Source organism: Pseudomonas sp. D(2018) (genome assembly GCF_005502555.1).
GTDB lineage: Bacteria > Pseudomonadota > Gammaproteobacteria > Pseudomonadales > Pseudomonadaceae > Metapseudomonas > Metapseudomonas resinovorans.
Genome location: NZ_SCOK01000014.1, coordinates 94,662 through 112,107, shown reverse-complemented (window position 1 = coordinate 112,107; position 17,446 = coordinate 94,662). Strand labels below are relative to the sequence as shown.

At 64.9% G+C, this 17,446-nt stretch carries 14 protein-coding genes; 7 read left to right on the top strand and 7 right to left on the bottom strand.

Translation table 11 applies throughout. The features are described 5' to 3' along the window. Positions 1-103: 103 nt before the first annotated feature. Positions 104-799, bottom strand: coding sequence for a lipopolysaccharide kinase InaA family protein (locus FFS60_RS11880; RefSeq protein WP_028630939.1), 696 nt, complete (start codon positions 797-799; stop codon positions 104-106). A gap of 227 nt (positions 800-1,026) precedes the next feature. On the opposite strand from FFS60_RS11880, the gene FFS60_RS11875 reads away from it, so the two are divergent. Continuing rightward, the gene (locus tag FFS60_RS11875) at positions 1,027-1,371 is read left to right on the top strand and encodes a cupin domain-containing protein (protein ID WP_028630940.1); all 345 of its coding nucleotides are present in this window, start codon (positions 1,027-1,029) and stop codon (positions 1,369-1,371) included. 82 nt (positions 1,372-1,453) lie between these two features. Here FFS60_RS11875 and FFS60_RS11870 read toward each other — a convergent pair whose 3' ends face one another. The 5 genes from FFS60_RS11870 to FFS60_RS11850 all read right to left on the bottom strand — a co-directional run bounded on the left by FFS60_RS11870 (position 1,454) and on the right by FFS60_RS11850 (position 8,963). Continuing rightward, positions 1,454-2,251, bottom strand: coding sequence for an SDR family oxidoreductase (locus FFS60_RS11870; protein WP_028630941.1), 798 nt, complete (start codon positions 2,249-2,251; stop codon positions 1,454-1,456). Between the two features lie 864 nt (positions 2,252-3,115). Then, complete coding sequence (locus FFS60_RS11865) at positions 3,116-4,498, bottom strand: aspartate aminotransferase family protein (protein ID WP_028630942.1); 1,383 nt, start codon at positions 4,496-4,498, stop codon at positions 3,116-3,118. 215 nt (positions 4,499-4,713) lie between these two features. Then, positions 4,714-6,117, bottom strand: coding sequence for an APC family permease (locus FFS60_RS11860; RefSeq protein ID WP_137822070.1), 1,404 nt, complete (start codon positions 6,115-6,117; stop codon positions 4,714-4,716). Positions 6,118-6,263: 146 nt separating this feature from the next. Further along, positions 6,264-7,316: an ABC transporter substrate-binding protein gene (locus tag FFS60_RS11855; RefSeq protein WP_028630943.1), complete on the bottom strand. Its 1,053-nt coding sequence runs from the start codon at positions 7,314-7,316 to the stop codon at positions 6,264-6,266. 156 nt (positions 7,317-7,472) lie between these two features. Further along, positions 7,473-8,963: an aldehyde dehydrogenase gene (locus FFS60_RS11850; RefSeq protein ID WP_137822069.1), complete on the bottom strand. Its 1,491-nt coding sequence runs from the start codon at positions 8,961-8,963 to the stop codon at positions 7,473-7,475. A gap of 232 nt (positions 8,964-9,195) precedes the next feature. On the opposite strand from FFS60_RS11850, the gene FFS60_RS11845 reads away from it, so the two are divergent. The 3 genes from FFS60_RS11845 (at position 9,196) to FFS60_RS11835 (ending at position 11,954) form a co-directional block, all read left to right on the top strand. Beyond that, positions 9,196-10,113, top strand: a complete 918-nt coding sequence (locus FFS60_RS11845) for a LysR family transcriptional regulator (RefSeq protein ID WP_028630945.1) — start codon at positions 9,196-9,198, stop codon at positions 10,111-10,113. 388 nt (positions 10,114-10,501) lie between these two features. Then, positions 10,502-11,410, top strand: coding sequence for a LysR family transcriptional regulator (locus FFS60_RS11840; protein ID WP_051246911.1), 909 nt, complete (start codon positions 10,502-10,504; stop codon positions 11,408-11,410). Positions 11,411-11,528: 118 nt separating this feature from the next. Then, complete coding sequence (locus FFS60_RS11835) at positions 11,529-11,954, top strand: VOC family protein (protein WP_137822068.1); 426 nt, start codon at positions 11,529-11,531, stop codon at positions 11,952-11,954. Between the two features lie 135 nt (positions 11,955-12,089). Here the strand turns inward: FFS60_RS11835 and FFS60_RS11830 are convergent, their stop codons facing one another. Beyond that, entirely contained in the window at positions 12,090-13,007 is a 918-nt protein-coding gene (locus tag FFS60_RS11830; RefSeq protein ID WP_137822067.1) for a LysR family transcriptional regulator, read from the bottom strand. Positions 13,008-13,115: 108 nt separating this feature from the next. On the opposite strand from FFS60_RS11830, the gene FFS60_RS11825 reads away from it, so the two are divergent. The 3 genes from FFS60_RS11825 to FFS60_RS11815 all read left to right on the top strand — a co-directional run bounded on the left by FFS60_RS11825 (position 13,116) and on the right by FFS60_RS11815 (position 17,398). Next, positions 13,116-14,843: an amidohydrolase gene (locus FFS60_RS11825; RefSeq protein WP_137822066.1), complete on the top strand. Its 1,728-nt coding sequence runs from the start codon at positions 13,116-13,118 to the stop codon at positions 14,841-14,843. Positions 14,844-14,919: 76 nt separating this feature from the next. After that, positions 14,920-15,996, top strand: coding sequence for a C45 family peptidase (locus FFS60_RS11820; RefSeq protein ID WP_137822065.1), 1,077 nt, complete (start codon positions 14,920-14,922; stop codon positions 15,994-15,996). A gap of 70 nt (positions 15,997-16,066) precedes the next feature. Next, on the top strand, positions 16,067-17,398 hold the full coding sequence (locus FFS60_RS11815; RefSeq protein ID WP_137822064.1) for an MFS transporter: 1,332 nt from the start codon (positions 16,067-16,069) through the stop codon (positions 17,396-17,398). The last annotated feature ends 48 nt before the right edge of the window (positions 17,399-17,446 follow it).

The window sequence follows — 17,446 nt, the reverse complement described above, 5'->3', positions numbered from 1 at the left end:
GCGCCTACAAGCGATTCCAGCGCATTACGCAGACATAGCTGATTCATTCGCCCCGGCCCTCCCAGAGGGCGCAGGGCTAACCGCGCTGGCGAAACCTGCCGGGCTAACGCGTGTAGTCGCTCTCCATCACGTCCCGGTACACCGTCGCAAAGGCTTTCCAGTCCTCATCCGGCATGGGCTTTCGATGCTGCTTGAACTGCTCGTAGTCGTGCTTCGATGCACTGTAGGCGGTCAGGCGATGATTGGCCTTGGCCAGGCCAAGCAGGGCGACCTCCACATGCGGCTCCCGTTCACCGGTGACTTTGACGAAGATGTTCTTCGGATAGAGCCGACCGTGCTCCCAGCCGGCACGGTGCATGCGCGCTATGTTGTTGGCCAGTTGCTGGATCATCTGCTGGCGCAGACTGGCCGGCATTGGCTGCGCATACCACGCTTCGAGACTGATGAAGCCGTCGAGGCTTTCGGTGATGAGCAACGCCTGCCATTCGGTTTCGGTCTTGCGTGCGGCGCTGAACACCACCTTGGGCACGCGTACCCCCAGCTTGGCCAGGGCCTGCAGGGCTCTCATTTCATGGAGGATGGTCGGCTCGCCGAACGGGTGGACCAGGTCGTGGTGGAAGTGGTTGATCTGCCGCTTGCTGTAGAGCAACCGACCATCCTGGGTATGCAGGCGCTGGATGCCGCTTTCGCCACTGAGCAACTGATCCTCGGAGTCGAACCATTCGCCATAGGTGTCCCACCACTTGTCGAAGCTGCCCTCCGAGGCGGCGTTGTCATGGCTGAACCACTGGGTGTTCATGAGAGCACCTCCTCGTGGAGCGCCCCCGCCCCACCGGCTACTGCCGAGGCAACCCGACACGGGCCGCCGCCTGAGACCGGAAGAATCGGCCCCCTGGATTCACGTTAGCGCCCTTTTGCCCATTTTGCCGGCGCGTTCATAGACACCTGGGGGTCGAATCCAGACAACTCCCGGCAGATCATTAGACCTATGGTGACGGGCCTTTCATCAGATTGTCTGGAGCTGAAATGTCCGACTTCATCACCGTCCTGCGCGAGACCTGCCCTACCCCCGTCCTGGACGCCACCAAGTGGAAGCGCATCGGCGGCGATCCGCACACCGTGAACCTCAACGCCTACCTGTCCAAGGACGGCAGCAAGATCATGGGCACCTGGATCTGCACACCCGGCAAGTTCGAGGTCAACTACGAGAAGTGGGAGTACTGCCACTTCCTGGATGGCTACTGCATCATCACCCCGGAAGGCGAGCAGCCGAAGCACCTGAAGGCCGGCGACGTGTTCGTGATCGAACCCGGCATGAAAGGCACCTGGGAAGTGGTGGAGACGGTGCGCAAGTACTTCGTTTTCGCCTGATTCCCTTCCCTCTTGCGGGAACGAACTCACTCGCGAAGCAAGAGGCCGGGCATTCGCCCGGCCTTTTGCATTGGGGAGCCAATCAGGCCTTGTAGCGATCCGCCGCCGACGAACGCGACAGGTTCGGTGCCATGTGGAAGCGGGCCGCCGTGAAGCGCTCCCAGTCGCCTTGCTCCGGCAGCGAGGGGATAGTCACCAGTTCGCCCTGATCCAGACCGGCCAGCGCGGCATCCACCATCTCGACCACGTCCATCAGGATTTCCTGCGGGATGTTCTCGATACCGGTGCCCGAGCGCTCCCAGATTTCGGTACGGGTCGCCCCCGGCAGTACTACCTGCACACGCACGCCCTTGTCCTTCACTTCCGAATTCAACGACTGGCTGAGGTTGAGCACGAAAGCCTTGGTGCCGCTGTAGGTGCCGTTGAACATTTCCGGCGCCAGGGCCAGCACGGAGGCGATGTTGATGATGGTGCCGCGTCCCTGGGCGACGAAGTTGGCGGCAGCGGCGGCGGCCAGGTGGGTCACGGCTACCACGTTGAGCTGGATCATCGCGTCGAAGCGGTCCAGGTCGGTATCCAGCAGGCTGCCGCTGACGGCCACGCCGGCATTGTTCACCAGCACGCTGATGGCGGAATCGCTGCGCAGGCGCTGGGCAACGCGGGTCAGATCGGCCTTGTCGGTCAGGTCGGCCTTCAGCACTTCCACCTTCACGCCGGCCTGCTGGCGCAGTTCGGCTGCCAGGGCTTCCAGGCGGTTCTGGTCACGGGCGACGAGCAACAGGTCATGACCCCGCTCGGCCAGGCGCTTGGCATAGGTGGCACCGATGCCGGTGGACGCGCCAGTGATCAGGGCCACGCCTTGGTGCTTGTGTTCGCTCATGGTTCAGTCTCCAGGGGAAGGGCTCGGGGGTGAGCAGTGCGCTTAAATTACACTCGTAATATTATGACCGCAATATACCTTCTCAAACCGTTCGTCGCGGGGAGGACCCATAAATCCTTGAGCGTTTGCTCTTGTGGGGAATTCATCCGCCAAGGGTTGCGAAGCGACCCATTGGAATTCCGGGGGCAGACCTTCGGCCTGCTTGGCGAATGAATTGGCTATGTCTGCGTTAAGTGTTGCTAGAACGTCCTGAGCCAGGCTGCTTGCCGAGTTCTGCGGATGTTTCTGGTTTCGTCCCCCCGGACGAGTCCCTTTCTCAATCGCCGAAAGGAACCAAAGGGCTTGCCCCTGCATCCGGGTCCGGCTTCGCCGGACTTCCCTCGCTCCATCGTTGCTCCGGGGGCACGGCGCGAGGGGCCATCCATGGCCCCACACGCCTCTCGCGGCATCCATGCCGCTCGTCCCCCTGCACAACGATTCCGCTCGGCCTCCTGAAGGGGCGTAGTCGCTGCCCCACCTCGTCTGCCCAGTATCAGGCCGGTGTGGGCTTCAGGATGGTTCGTGCCTCGCCGGCGCGAGTCACCCCTCGCCCTCTGGGAGAGGGGCCGGGGCGGGCCGCGTTCGGATGAGGGTTGTGTCAGGCTGGCGCGGAAGCCTCGAAGGCCCGTGCTAGAGCCATTCCTTCAGCGCTGCAACAGCTAACGCAGACATAGCCAATGAATTCGCCCCTGCAAAGGATCTATACGACACCTGAATTCCGACAGAAAAAAACGGCGCGCGGGCAGCAATCCCGGGCGCCGTAACACTGCCTAGCAGCTGTGGTGGCGGACCGCCGGCCCTGGTCGCCGGCGGTCCGTAGCGGGACTAGAGACGTCCCAGCTCCTGCGCGGTGCGATCCACCGCGATCTTCGTCTTGCTGACCAGCTCGTCGATCTCGGCACGGGTGGCCACGAGGGCCGGCGCCATGATCATGCGACCGAGGGTGGAGCGAATGATCAGTCCCTCCTCGAAGCCGATGGTGCGGCAACGCCAGGCGATGTCGTTCTCGTTGGCGAAGCGCTTGCGGGTAGCCTTGTCTTCGGCGAACTGCAGCGCGGCAACCAGACCAGCGCCCTGGATGTCGCCCACCAGCGGGTGGTTGCCGAACACTTCGCGCAGGCACTGCTGCAAGTAAGGGCCGGTGTCGGTCTTCACCTGGGTCACCACACCTTCGTCGCGCAGTGCCTTGAGGTTCGCCAGGGCCACCGCCGCGGCCACCGGGTGGCCGGAGTAGGTCAGGCCGTGGGCGAACACACCGCCCTGCTCGACCAGCACTTCGGCCATGCGCTTGCTGAGGATCAGGCCGCCCATGGGGATGTAGCCGGAGGTCAGGCCCTTGGCGATGGACAGGGTGTCCGGCTCGAAGCCGAAGTGCTGGTGGGCGAACCATTCGCCGGTACGGCCGAAGCCGCCAATCACTTCATCGGCACACAGCAGCACGTCGTACTTGCGGCAGATGCGCTGGATTTCCGGCCAGTAGGTTTCCGGCGGGAAGATCATGCCGCCGGCCCCCTGGAAAGGTTCGGCAACGAAGGCGGCAACCTTGTCGGCGCCCAGTTCGAGGATTTTCTCTTCCAACTGGCGCGCCGCACGCAGGCCGAACTCCTCGGGAGTCAGGTCGCCGCCGTTGGCGAAGTAGTAAGGCTCATCGATGTGGGCGATGTCCGGCAGCATGCCGCCCATCTCGTGCATGAATTTCATGCCGCCCAGCGCCGTGGCGCCCAGGGTGGAGCCGTGGTAGCCGTTCCAGCGACCGATCATGATCTTCTTCTCGGGCTTGCCGAGGATCTGCCAGTAGCGGCGTACGGTGCGGATCAGCACCTCGTTGGCCTCGGAGCCGGAATTGGTGTAGATGGCGTGGCTGTAGTGGCCCGGCAGCAGGCTGAACAGCAGCTCCGACAGTTCCACCACCGCCGGGTGGGTGGTGTGGAAGAACATGTTGTAGTACGGCAGCTGCTCCAACTGGCGGGTAGCAGCGGCGGTGAGGTCCTTGCGGCCGTAGCCGAGGTTGGTGCACCACAGGCCGGACATGCCGTCGAGGTAGCGCTTGCCGTCGTTGTCCCAGAGGTGGAGGCGCTCGCCACCGACGATCACTCGCGGCCCTTCGGCGTTCAGCGCCTTCTGGTCGAGGAAGGCATGGATGTGGTGGGCCGCATCCGCTGCCTGGTAATCACGGGTTTCGCGTTGTGCCTGGAATTGAGCGTTCATCTTTGGGGGTCTCCTCTTCCCGCTATTCAGCTGTACCGATGCTGGCCGAAGCCGATGGGCAGGGAAAATACTAAATATGTCTTCGAGCTATACGAAAAAGCTGCCCTGCCCGCCGAGCGCCCAGGCGCCCGATGCCCGGCCGGGTGCCGGGCATGCGGGCAGGTATCCGGGCGACGAACTGCATGTCGCCCGACCCTGCATTCAGTCGCGGCGTGTCACTGGATCTGCTCCAGCGGCTCAGGGCGGAACAGGTCCTTGCGCATCACGACCTTGATCCAGACCACGGCAATCAGCGACACCAGCGCCAGCACCACACCGGCAATGCCGAAAATCTTGCCGGTCATGTCCGGACTCGGCGAGGCATACCAGATGGCGTAGAGCATGCCGACGATGCCGAACAGCTGCGGCAGCGGGTAGAACGGCGTGCTGAACGGTCGGGCGATGGCCGGGTAACGGCGACGCAGGGCGATCACATCCAGGTGCACGATGATGTAGGCCAGCAGCCAGGCCAGGGCCGCGGCGAGCAGCAGCAGGTTGATGGAGGCGGCATCCTGGCCCATGACCAGAATCGGCAGGCCGGTAATGGCGGCCACGAACAGTACCGCCACCCAGGGCGTGCGGGCGCGCGGGCTGAGCCGCTTGAACTGCGGGAAAGCCTGGCCGTTCTGCGCCATGCCATAGAGCATGCGCGGGATGGCCGCCAGCGAGGTGTTCAGGGTGCTGCAGGTGGCGGTGACCGCGGCGATCACCAGGAACACTTCACCCGCCTTGCCGAACACCGTGGTAGCGAACAGGTAATGCGGCAGTGCGTCGGTGGTCAGGGCCTCGGTGGGCACCATGAACAGTGCGCCCAGGCAGTAGAGCGCAATGGTGATGAAGATGACGGTCAGGCCGATGATCATCGAACGCGGGATGTTGCGCTCGGGACGCTTGGTTTCCTCCACCAGCGGGCAGACGAACTCGGCGCCGACGAAGCCCCACACGGCCAGTGCGGTAAGGGTCAGCACACCCGCCCCCATGGGGTTCCAGTCACCGTGCAGCACCGTGCTGGCGGTTTCGCTGGGCGCGCCTTCAACGACAGCGGCCAGGCCCAGCACCAGCAGCACGATCACCATCACCACCGCCAAGGCGGTCTGCAGCTTGGCGAAGATGTCGATGCCCATCAGGTTGAGCACGGTGAACAGGCCGAGCACGCCGAAGGCGACGCTGAAGGGCGGGAACACCCCCGGATAGACCTTCCCGACGATCAGGTCGAGCAGCAGCAGTTCGGCCGACAAGGCAAACATCGCCACCACCACATAGCCGGAGAAGGTCGCCAGGATGGCCGGGAAATGCCCCAGGGCAACCTCGGTGTAGCTGGAAAGGCCGCCGGCGCGGGGAATCATCAGCGACAGTTCGGAGAAGGAAAACGCGTAACTCAGGGCCAGCAGGTAGGCCAGCCCCAGCGGGACGATGAAGCCCAACCCGGAGAAACCGGCGCCCTGCAGCATCAGCACCATCACACCCTGGGACACCACCAAGCCGATGGCCACCGCCAATAGCGCGCCAAGGCCCAGCACGCGGCGGAATCCGCCCTCTTCCACCTGCCCATGGGCAGGAACGGACACACTTGCACTCATGACATTCTCCCGATCTTGTACTTGTTATTGGCCCGCCCGGCCGTAACCACCGACGAGCACTGGTAGTGCAGGGCGCGGTAAGGTCCGGCCCCGCCAGTCACGCCCCGCCCGCTCGCCGCACTTCCGGCGTCTGCGGGGCGCAATGTTCAACGTGCCGCCCAGGCGTTGAAGCGCTCCTCCAGCTCCTCGCCGTGGTTGACCCAGAACTCCGCGCTGACCAATTGCGCATCGGCCAGGTTCGCCGGCGCGGTGGGCAGTTGCATCTGGGTGGCAGCGGGCAGTGCGGCCAAGGCGTCCTTGTGGACCGGACCGTAGGGGATCTGGCTGGAGAAGGTTTTCTGCGTATCCGCCTGGCTGGCGAAAGCAATGAAGCGTTCGGCCAGGGCCTTGTTCGGGCTGCCGCGGACAATGGCCCAGTGGTCCGGGTCGTAGAGATTGCCGTTCCAGACGATGGCAAGCCTGGAACCCTCCTTCTGCGCAGCGGCGATGCGACCGTTGTAGGCGGCCGACATCACCACATCACCCGCCACCAGCCACTGCGGGGGCTGGGCGCCGGCTTCCCACCACTGGATATGGGGCTTGATCTGGTCCAGCTTGCGGAAGGCACGGGTCACACCATCCGGGGTTTCCAGCACCTTGTAGAGGTCTTCGCGTTTAACCCCGTCGGCCAGCAGCGCGGCTTCCAGGGTGTACTTGGCGCCCTTGCGCAGGCCGCGCTTGCCGGGGAAACGCTGGGTATCCCAGAAGTCCGCCCAGGAGGCAGGTGCGGCGGCCAGCTTGTCGGCGTTGTAGGCCAGCACCATGGACCAGACGTAGCTGGCCACGCCGCACTCGCTGACGGTGCCGGGCATGTAACTGGCCGACTCGCCGAGCAGAGCCGGGTCGATACGCTCGAACAACCCTTCCTCGCAGCCGCGCAACAGCTCGGGGCTTTCCACTTCCACCACGTCCCAGGTGACTTGGCCGATGTCGACCATCGCTTTCACCTTGGACAATTCGCCGTTGTACTCACCAGCGACCACCTTGCCGGCGCCGCTCTGTTCGAAGGGTTTGAAATAGGCCGCATCCTGGGCGGCCTTGGTAGCGCCGCCGAAAGAGATCACGGTGAGGCTGGAGGACTGGGCCTGGGCGGGTACACCGGCGGCGGCCAGCAGGGCGACGCCAAAGGCGACACGGATGCACGGTAAGGACTTGAGCATGAAAACTCCCTCACTACTTGTAAGTTGTGGTCAGTTGCTGAGGCAGTCGTGGCCAGGAAGCCGTGAACCCGCGCGTGCACCACGCGACAGGAAGGTGTTTCTCGTTATGGGCGGCCGCGCACCGAAGGAGCACGCGGCCGGGTCGTCATGGCGACCTCAGCGCAGCTGGAACCAGGTGGTTTTCAGTTGGCTGTACTTGTCGAAGGAATGCAGCGAGAGGTCGCGGCCGAAACCGGACTGCTTGCCACCACCGAAGGGCACGGTGACGTCCAGGGCGTCCACCGTATTGACCGACACCGTGCCCGCCTTGAGCGCGCGGGCGACGCGGTGGGCGCGGTGCAGGTCATCGCTCCACACCGAGGCAGCCAGGCCGTAGATGCTGTCATTGGCCAGGCGCAACGCCTCTTCCTCGGTATCGAACGTGCTGACGGCCAGCACAGGGCCGAACACCTCTTCACGCGCCAACTGCATGTCGCTGCTCACATCGGCGAAGACAGTGGGTTCGACGAAGTTGCTGGAACCATTGAAGGACAGGCGACGCCCCCCGGTGAGCAACCGAGCGCCCTCCCCTTGCGCGCCTTCGATGAAGGACATGATGCGCGCAGTCTGCCCGGCGTCGACGATGGCACCGGCACGGCTGGCCGGGTCCAGCGGGTCGCCGGGCATCCAGTCGCGGGCCTTGGCCAGCAGGCGTTCGATGAACTCGTCGCGGATCGAGCGCTGTACATACAGGCGCGAGTTGGCCGAGCAGACCTCGCCCTGGTTGAAGAAGATGCCGAAGGCCGCCTTCTCAGCGGCCAGGTCCAGGTCGCGGCAGTCGTCGAAGATCAGGTTCGGGCTCTTGCCGCCACACTCCAGCCAGACCTGCTTGAGGTTGGACTGCGCCGAGTACTGCATGAAGTACTTGCCCACCTGGGTGGAGCCGGTGAACACCAGGCAATCCACATCCGGGTGCAGGCCCAAGGCCTTGCCGGCGCTTTCGCCCAGGCCCGGCACCACGTTCAGCACGCCTTCCGGCAGCCCGGCTTCCAGCGCCAGTTCGGCCAGGCGCAGGGCGGAGAACGGCGACTGCTCGGCAGGCTTGAGCACCACGCTGTTGCCGGCGGCCAGGGCTGGAGCCAGCTTCCAGGCGGCCATGTCGAGGGGGAAGTTCCAGGGCACCACGGCGGCCACGACGCCCAGCGCTTCGCGGGTGATGGTGGCCAGGGCGTTCGGCGCAGTGGGCGCCACCTGATCATAGAGCTTGTCCAGGGCCTCGCCGTACCAGGCGAACACATGGGCGGCGCCGGGCACGTCGATGTTCCAGGCATCCATCACCGGCTTGCCCATGTTCAGCGAGTCCAGCAGGGCCAGCTCTTCGCGATGGGCCATCATCAGTTCGGAAAGGCGCAGCAGCACCTTCTTGCGCTCCACCGGTGCCATGCGCGCCCAAGGGCCTTCGTTGTAGGCGCGGCGCGCAGTGCGCACGGCGAGGTCGACCTCAGCCTCGCCGCAGGCGGCGACGCGGGCCAGCAGTTCATTGGTGGCCGGGTTGATGGAGTCGAAGGTGGCACCGGAGGCGGCGGCCACCTGGCGGCCGCCGATCAGCGCCTTGTCAGTGAATGCTTGCCGGGCAGCTTTTTGCTGCCAATAGCCGAGATCTAACACGCTGCACTCCCAGATCGACCGTCGTCGCGGTCATGTTGTTATTCGGGTCGAGGCAGATGGTGCGCCAGCTATCGGCAGAGGAAAATTATTAAAAATATGCTCGAGTCATATGAAAAAGCTCGGCAGCCCATCAGGCCTGGCACGGCGCGTCTGGGGTAAGGTGCCACTCACGACTACGAGAAGAATGAGCCGCCCGCACAGCGCCAGCGGCCGACAAGAAGCGGAGGTGCCAGTGGCTACCTATACCTTGCGACAACTCAAGTATTTCGTGACGACAGTGGAGGCCGGCAGCGTGGCCGAAGCGTCGCGCAAGCTGTACATCGCCCAGCCGTCCATCTCCACCGCCATCAAGGGCCTGGAAGAGAGCTTCGGTGTGCAGCTGTTCATCCGCCACCACGCCCAGGGCGTATCCCTCACGCCCAGCGGCGCGCGCTTCTACGAGAAAGCCCAGGAGTTGCTGCGGGTGGCGCGCGAATTCGAACAGAACGCCCTGGCCGACAACGACATCGTCGCCGGGCAGATCGACATCGGCTGCTTCGAGACCGTCGCACCGCTCTATCTGCCGCAACTGATCGCGGGCTTCCGCGAGCGCTACCCCGGCGTGGACATCCGCATCCGCGACGGCGAGCAGCAGGAACTGGTGCAGGGCCTGACCGCCGGCACCTTCGACCTGGCCTTCCTCTACGAGCACGACCTGGACAGCACCATCGCCACCGAACCGCTGATGCCGCCGCAGAAGCCCTACGCGCTGCTGCCGGAGAATCATCGCTTCGCCAGCCAGCCCCAGGTCTCCCTGCGCGACCTCTGCCTGGAGCCAATGATCCTGCTCGACGTGCAGCCGAGCCGCACCTACTTCGTCAGCCTGTTCCATGAACTGGGCCTGACGCCCAACATCGTCTTCAGCTCACCGTCGATCGAGATGGTGCGCGGCATGGTCGGCCAGGGCTTCGGCTTCTCCCTGCTGGTCACCCGCCCCCACTCCGAATGCACCTACGACGGCAAGAAGGTGGTCACCGTCGACATCACCGAACCCGTCGCCACCTCCGGCCTGGTGGCCGCCCGCCTCAAGCGCGGCCAGCTCACCAAGCCTGCGCAACTGTTCGTCGACTTCTGCCGCGAACGACTCGCCCAGAAGGCAGAAGCTCCGTAGGTTGGCGTAGAGCGCAGCGAAACCCAACGATCCGTGCGCCCTGCCACTCCGCCCGATGGGTTTCGTGCCCCAACCCATCCTACAGACCCGTAGGTTGGCGTAGAGCGCAGCGAAACCCAACCATCCGCGCGCCCTGCCACTCCGCCTGATGGGTTTCGTGCCTCAACCCATCCTACAGACCCGTCGGTTGGCGTAGAGCGCAGCGAAACCCAACGGTCCGTGCCCCCTGCCACTCCGCCCGATGGGTTTCGTGCCTCAACCCATCCTACAGACCCGTAGGTTGGCGTAGAGCGCAGCGAAACCCAACGATCCACGTGCCATCGGTCCACCATCGCCGGGGCGACTCCAGTAGCATGGCGGCAGCATTTCCAGGACGGGTAGCGCGAACGTGATCAGAGAACTCAGGACATTCGTGGCAGTGGCCAGGCTTGGTAGTTTCTCCGCTGCCGCCCGCCAGGTCAGCCTGACCCAGGCCGCGGTCAGCGCGCAGATGAAGAGCCTGGAAGATGCACTCGGTATGCCGCTATTCGACCGCACGGCCAAGTCGGTCACCCTCAATGCCAACGGGCTGCGAGTTCTGCCGATGGCGGAAGAGATGCTGGCGCTGTACGCCCGCATGTGCCTGCCGGAAACCCTGGAGGGCTATCGTGGCAGCCTGAACATAGGCGCCATCGGTACGGTGCAGACCGGTGTATTGCCGGAAACCCTCAAGCGCCTCAAAGAGGCCGCGCCGCTGCTGGAAGCCCGGCTGATTCCCGGCGTTTCGCTGGACCTCGTGGGCCAGGTGGAGGCCGGTGACCTGGACCTGGCGCTGATCATCGAGCCGCCCTTCCCGCTCGCCAAGGAAATCCATATGGAGCGAGTGCTGGAGGAGCCCTTCGTACTGATCCACCCGCCGGGAACGCGCTTCGACAGCATCGCCGAAATGCTCGAGTGCCACCCCTTCATCCGTTACGACAGCAAGTCGTTCGGCGGGCGGCTGGTGGGCAAGTTCCTCAAGGACCGCAAGCTGCACGTGGACCAGGTCATGGAGCTGGATGACCTGGACGCCATCGTGCGCATGGTGGAAACCGGCCTGGGCGTGGCCATCATTCCCTTTGCCGGGGTCTGGTTGCGGAGCGCATCCACGGTTCAGGTACGTGCCCTGGGTGAGTGGGCGTTCACGCGGGAGATTGTGCTGGTGTGCCGCTACGGCAACAAGGCACTGCCACAGGTCGACCTGTTCCGCAGGGTGCTGCAGCAGTCAGCGCTCGGTTACATGGAGGAGCTGAGCGTCCGCTTCGCCCAGCGAAATTGACGGCGACACCAAGCATAAAGATCCTTTGGGCTGAGCGATGCGCATATTCGCTTTCGCCCCGAAGGGTTCGAATCGAACATTGAAGCCTCCAATTACAGGCAACCGCTCGGAGACTTCGATGAGCCTCTCCCCCTTCCACCTGGCGATTCCCGTTTACGACCTCCCCGCCGCCCGTGCCTTCTACGGCGAAGTGTTCGGCCTGGAGGAAGGCCGTTCCAGCACCCAGTGGGTGGACTTCAACTTCTTCGGTCACCAGTTGGTGATTCACGAACATCCCAAGACCGACTCGCAGTGCCACGCCCACACCAACGCGGTAGACGGCCACGATGTGCCCGTGCCGCATTTCGGCGTGGTGCTGGAATGGCCCCAGTGGGAAGCCCTGGCCGCGCGCCTGGCGTCACTCGGCACCCGGTTCGTGATCGAACCCCACATCCGCTTCAAGGGCCAAGTCGGCGAGCAGGCCACCATGTTCCTCTTCGACCCGTGCGGAAACGCCCTGGAGTTCAAGGCCTTCAAGGACATCGGCCAGCTGTTCGCCAAGTAAGCCCTTTGATCCGCGTCCCCCTTGTGAGCGCACGGGGTGGATCGCGGCAGGGGTTTCCTGCCGGACATTTCAGGGAGGCGGGCCTGCCAGCAGCCACGGCCGACGGTGGCGTCCGACAAACGCGCCCGGTGCCTTTCACGCGCTGGCGCCGTGCTCCTGCCAGTACGCCTTCAGGTACTCGATGAACACCTTCACCTTGCGCGTGTTGCGCCGGTGGGTGAGGTAGAGCACGTAGATCTGCGGACCGAAGCCGCTCGGTTCGCGCCAGCACTCGGGCATCACCTCAACCAGTTCGCCTCGCGCCAGATAAGGTGTCGCGCTCCACTGCGGGATGAACTGCAGGCCCTGGCCGTCCAGCAGGCAGGCGAGCAGGAAGTCGTAGTTGTCGCTCGACACACGCGGCGCGGGCTGGTTCAGGCGGATGCGCTGATCGTCCTTGGTCACCCACCAGAAATGCCGGTTGAGCAAGGGATGCCGGAGGATCAGCCAGTCGTGCTGTAGGTAATTGTCCAGGGTCACCTCCCCGCCCCGACTCGCCAGGTAGGCAGGGCTGGCGCAGAGGGTGATGCGGTTCTCCACCAGCGGCTGGGCGATCACGCCGGGCAGGTCGGTGGGACCATCGCGCAAGGCCAGGTCATAGCCACCGTCCACCAGGTCGACGTAGGTGTCAGAGAGGTCCACCTCCAGGTGCACGTGAGGATGCTCGCGCAGGAAGCGGCAGCAGACGGCATTGAGGAAGGCTGGGGCGAATGACGGCGGCGCGGTGATGCGCAGGCTGCCGCGCAGTTCGTGCTGCAACTGTTCGACCCCCTCGCCAGCGAGCTGCAACTGCATCAGCGCCTGACGAGCGCCTTCCAGGTAGATGTGCCCAGCCTCGGTGAGTGACATCCGACGGGTGGTGCGCTCGAACAGCTTGGCGCCAAGGCCCTCTTCCAGTTGCGCGATGGCCTTGGTCAACGAGGACGGCGTAGTGCCGAGCTGCTCGGCGGCGCGGCTGAAATTACCCTGTTCGGCGGCGGCCACGAACATGCCCAGCGCGGTCAATCGGTCCATTTTTATTTCCACTTCAGAAAAGAAGTTATGCCGAGCCCGGCGTTATTCCAGGCTGGCCGACTGGTTAGTCTTTGCCCACAGACCAACAAGAATCAAGGCCACCCACCCATGAAGCCGATTGTCTCCCTGGCACTCTCCGTCGCCCTCGCCTTTTCTTCCATGGAAACTATGGCAGCCGCCGATCTCATCCTGCACAACGGCAAGGTCTACACCGCCGAACCGGGCCACCCCCTGCAACAGGCAGTCGCCATCGAGAACGGCAAGATCTTGGCCGTCGGCTCCGACGCCGAGGTCCTGAAGCTCAAGCAGGCGGAGACACAAGTGCTGGATCTCGGCGGCAAGGTGCTGATGCCGGGCTTCATCGACTCCCACGCCCATGTGATCAAGGGTGGGCTGCAGATGCGCCAGGCCAACCTCAATGGCGAGGAGATTCCGCTGGATGAGCTGGAGCAACGCCTGCGCCAATGGCGTGAAGACGGCAAGGCCAAGCGTGGCGAGTTCCTGGTAGTCGGCGGTCTGCCCTCCAGCTACTGGGACCAGCTCGACGCCTTCGGGCAGCGCTTCAACCACGGCGAATGGACCGATACGCCAATCCTCTTCGCCGGCTGGGATTACCACACCGGCTGGGCCAACCAGGCCATGCTGAAGCGCGCGGGTATCGACGCCGCCAAGGTGAAGCGCCTGACGGGCGAAGCGCTGGCCACCATCGGTCACAGCAAAGACGGCCAGCCCAACGGTTTTCTGGTTGACGCAGGCCTGTATGCCGCCCAGGAGCTGATCCCCCTGCCCTCCGACCGCGACCTGCTGGCCGGCGGCCGCGACGCCCTGAAGTACTACAACAGCCTGGGGATTACCGCCTGGATGGACCCGCTGGCCAACGAGATTCCCGGCGGGCCACTAGACAACAGCTCGGTTGGCGTACTGCCCACCTACAAGGCGCTGGCCGAGTCCGGCGAGCTCACCGCCCATGTCGCCACCCTGCTGATGGCCGACTCCAAGGCCACGCCCAAGGACCTCGACGAACTCGATAAGGTGCGCCAGCAATTCCACGGCGTGCCGAACCTGAGCTTGCCCGGCATCAAGGTCTTCGCCGATGGCGTGGCGGAGCACCCGGCGCAGAGCGCGGCGATGCTGGAGCCCTACAAGAACTCCAACAAGAGCGGTGAGCTGCTGATCGACCCGGCGCATTTCGGCGAACTGGTGGATGCCGCCGACGCCCGTGGCTGGCTGGTGCATGTGCACGCCATCGGTGACCGCGCCGTGCGCGAGTCCCTCAATGGCATCGAGCAGGCGCGCAAGACCCGCAACAGTGGAATCCCCCACTCCATCACGCACCTGCAGATGGTCAACCCGAAGGAGTTCGCCCGTTTCAAGCCGCTGGATGTGATCGCCTCCATGCAGCTCTACTGGGCCAGCGCCGACGAGCTGAGCGTCGACCTGGTCCAGCCCTATGTCAGCGCCATGGCCTTCCAGTACCAGTACCCGGCCCGCTCGCTGCTGAAGCGCGGCGCCATCATCGCCGGCGCCAGCGACTGGCCGATCACCACGCCCGAGCCGTGGAAGGCCATCTACCAGGCCGTCAGCCGCAAGGGCCCGAAAGGCGTGCTGAACGCCGCCGAGGAAATCGACCGGGAAACGATGTTCCAGGCCTACACCCTGAACGCCGCCCGCGCCATTCGCCTCGACGACCGGATCGGCTCGCTGAAACCGGGCAAACAGGCCGACCTGGTCCTGCTGGACCGCGACGTGTTCCAGGTCGAGCCCGAGGCCCTGCGCGATACCCAGGTGTTGAAAACCTGGTTCGCCGGGCGCGATGTCTTCACCCGCAATCGCTGACCTATTTCTTCCCGCCACAGGGCACCGCTCCGGTGTGCTGCCCCGAAACAATCCAACGTTCAACAGGTAACTTGCAGTGAAAGTCCATACCTTCGTCACCGACACCCAGAACCCACAGATCCGTGGCCGGCAGATCGGTGAACGGTGGGCGGAGCAGATCCGGCAAACGGTATCGCTCTACCTCGATTTCTTCTCCCAGGTGGATGTCGATCCTGCCCAGGTCCGCCAGCTGGGCGAAGCCAGCCTCGGCGCCCTGGAAGCCTGGAGCCCGGCACTGGCCCAGGAAGTGGCGGCCACCGCAGAAGGTGCCGGGCTGCCGGTCTGGCAACTGGCGGCACTGAACGCCCGCACCGAAATCCTCGCGGTGATGCCGACACCGCCCGAAGGCGAATGCTCCACCGCCGTGTTCGCCCCACGCGGCGCCAAGGCCCCGCGCACCATCCAGACCTGGGACTGGCACGACGCCCTGGTGCCCAATGGCCTGATGCTGCAGCTCACGGGCAGCACCGGCCTTGGTGTCAAGCTGTTCACCGAGTTCGGCATGCTCGGCAAGATCGGCGTGAACAGCGCAGGCCTCGGCCTGCACTTCAACATCCTCCACCACCGCAGCGACAACGACAGCGCCGGCGTGCCGGTGCACGCCATCGCCCGGCGCCTGCTGGAAGAAGCCCGCAGCGTGGACGAAGCCATTGCCCTCGCCCGCTCGGCGCGGGTCAGCGCGTCCACCGTGCTGACGGTGTTCTCGCGCCACGATGCATCGCCCCGCGCAGCGAGCATCGAACTCTCCCGCGAAGCCACCGCCGTGGTACTCCCTCGCGAGGACGGCTGGATCACCCACACCAACCACTTCCTCGCCCCGGAGCTGGTTCCTGGCGAACGCACCCTGGACGTGTCCACCACCTACGCCCGCCTGGACCACGTGAACGGCAATCTGGACGCCATGTCCGGCAGAACCCTGGCCTCCCGCGCCAGTGCCATGTGCGGCGACCTGGGCGAGCAGGCGCCGATCTGCTTCCACCCGGACCTGGCCCTGGCGCCCAAGGAGCGCTGGGAAACCCTGCTCACCATCGGCATCGACACCGAGCAGTTCGAGCTGGAATACGCCGCTGGCAACCCAGTGGTACTGGCCCGCTCGGGCAGCGTGCGTTTCTGACCCTGATCGGCGGCCGGCGCCACCGGCCGCCAACAGCTCCCTCCAACAACGACAAGACGAGCAAAGGCACATGGCCAATCAACCTTCCCCGGCATCGGGTTCGCAATCGGCGCTCCGGACGTTCTTCGTCTCGGGCATGGGCACCGCCCTGGAGTTCTACGACTTCGTCATCTACGGCATCGCCGCCGCCCTGGTCTTTCCACAGGTGTTCTTCCCCGACCTGGACCCGCTCACCGCAACGCTGGTGGCGTTCGGCGCCTTCGGTGCCGGCTTCTTCGCCCGTCCCCTGGGCGGCATGGTGTTCGGCCACCTCGGCGACAAGGCCGGCCGCCAGAAAGCCCTGGTGATCACCCTGCTGCTGATGGGCTTTTCCACCCTGGCCATCGGCTGCCTGCCCTCCCACGAGAGCATCGGTGCCGCGGCGCCCGTGCTGCTGGTACTGCTGCGCCTTGTGCAAGGTTTTGCCGCGGGCGGCGAGTGGGGCGGCGCGGCGCTGTTCGGCATCGAGTCTGCACCCCGCGGCAAGCGCGGCCTGTGGGGCAGCTTCACCAGCATGGGCATCGGCATCGGCGGCATCCTGGGTTCTGCGGTGTTCGCCATCGTCAGCACCGCATACGCTGACAACCTGGCCGACTTCGCCTGGCGCATCCCCTTCTGGCTCGGCGGTATCCTGGTACTGATCGGCCTGTACGCACGCCTGTCCAACCCCGCCAGCAAGCCGCTGCAACGCAACGAAAGCCCCCGCCTGCCCCTGGTCGCCGCCCTGCGCTCGCGCCCCCGGGAAATGTTGCTGTGCACCGGCATCGCCTTCGGCTACGTGACCATCGCCTACATAGGCAGCACCTTCTTCCTCGCCTACGCCACGCAACTGGGCTACGGCAGCACCGAAGCCTTGCTGTTCGACGTTTGCCTGTCGGTGGCCATCGTCATCAGCGCACCGCTATTCGCCAGCCTCTCCGACCGAATCGGCCGCCGCACTGTGATGATCCTCGGCGCCGCCCTGATGGCCGCCGGCTTCTTCGCCTTCTTCGCCCTGGTGGGTCGCCACAGCCTGCCCATCGCCTGCATGGCGTACATCGTGGTCGGTGCACTGATGGGCGCAACCCAGGGCCCGATCCCGGCCTTCCTCGCCGAACAATTCCCCCGCGACATGCGCTACTCCGGCATGTCCGCCGCCTACCAGATCGGTGCAGCCTTCGGCGGCGGTACCGCCTCCAGCCTGGCCACCGCCATCCTGATCACCACCGGCAGCCCCTTTGGTGTGGCGGCGTACGGCGCAGCGGCGTTGGCCCTGGTGGCGCTGTGTTCGTTCCTGCTACGGGAGACGGCGCATCTGAGCATGGAAGCGATTGATGCGGAGGCAGGGACTGGAGTGGGTGCGGGAATGGTGCAGTCGGCATGAGCGGCCAGTAGGAACCGCCCTTTCACTCACACGCCAAGGTAACTCCTG

Excerpts from the sequence above, each read along its gene's own strand:
- FFS60_RS11815 (WP_137822064.1), top strand. The coding sequence starts at position 16,067 with ATGGCCAATCAACCTTCCCCGGCATCGGGTTCGCAATCGGCGCTCCGG.
- FFS60_RS11870 (WP_028630941.1), bottom strand. The coding sequence starts at position 2,251 with ATGAGCGAACACAAGCACCAAGGCGTGGCCCTGATCACTGGCGCGTCC.
- FFS60_RS11865 (WP_028630942.1), bottom strand. The coding sequence starts at position 4,498 with ATGAACGCTCAATTCCAGGCACAACGCGAAACCCGTGATTACCAGGCA.
- FFS60_RS11880 (WP_028630939.1), bottom strand. The coding sequence starts at position 799 with ATGAACACCCAGTGGTTCAGCCATGACAACGCCGCCTCGGAGGGCAGC.
- FFS60_RS11875 (WP_028630940.1), top strand. The coding sequence starts at position 1,027 with ATGTCCGACTTCATCACCGTCCTGCGCGAGACCTGCCCTACCCCCGTC.
- FFS60_RS11860 (WP_137822070.1), bottom strand. The coding sequence starts at position 6,117 with ATGAGTGCAAGTGTGTCCGTTCCTGCCCATGGGCAGGTGGAAGAGGGC.
- FFS60_RS11830 (WP_137822067.1), bottom strand. The coding sequence starts at position 13,007 with ATGGACCGATTGACCGCGCTGGGCATGTTCGTGGCCGCCGCCGAACAG.
- FFS60_RS11855 (WP_028630943.1), bottom strand. The coding sequence starts at position 7,316 with ATGCTCAAGTCCTTACCGTGCATCCGTGTCGCCTTTGGCGTCGCCCTG.
- FFS60_RS11835 (WP_137822068.1), top strand. The coding sequence starts at position 11,529 with ATGAGCCTCTCCCCCTTCCACCTGGCGATTCCCGTTTACGACCTCCCC.
- FFS60_RS11825 (WP_137822066.1), top strand. The coding sequence starts at position 13,116 with ATGAAGCCGATTGTCTCCCTGGCACTCTCCGTCGCCCTCGCCTTTTCT.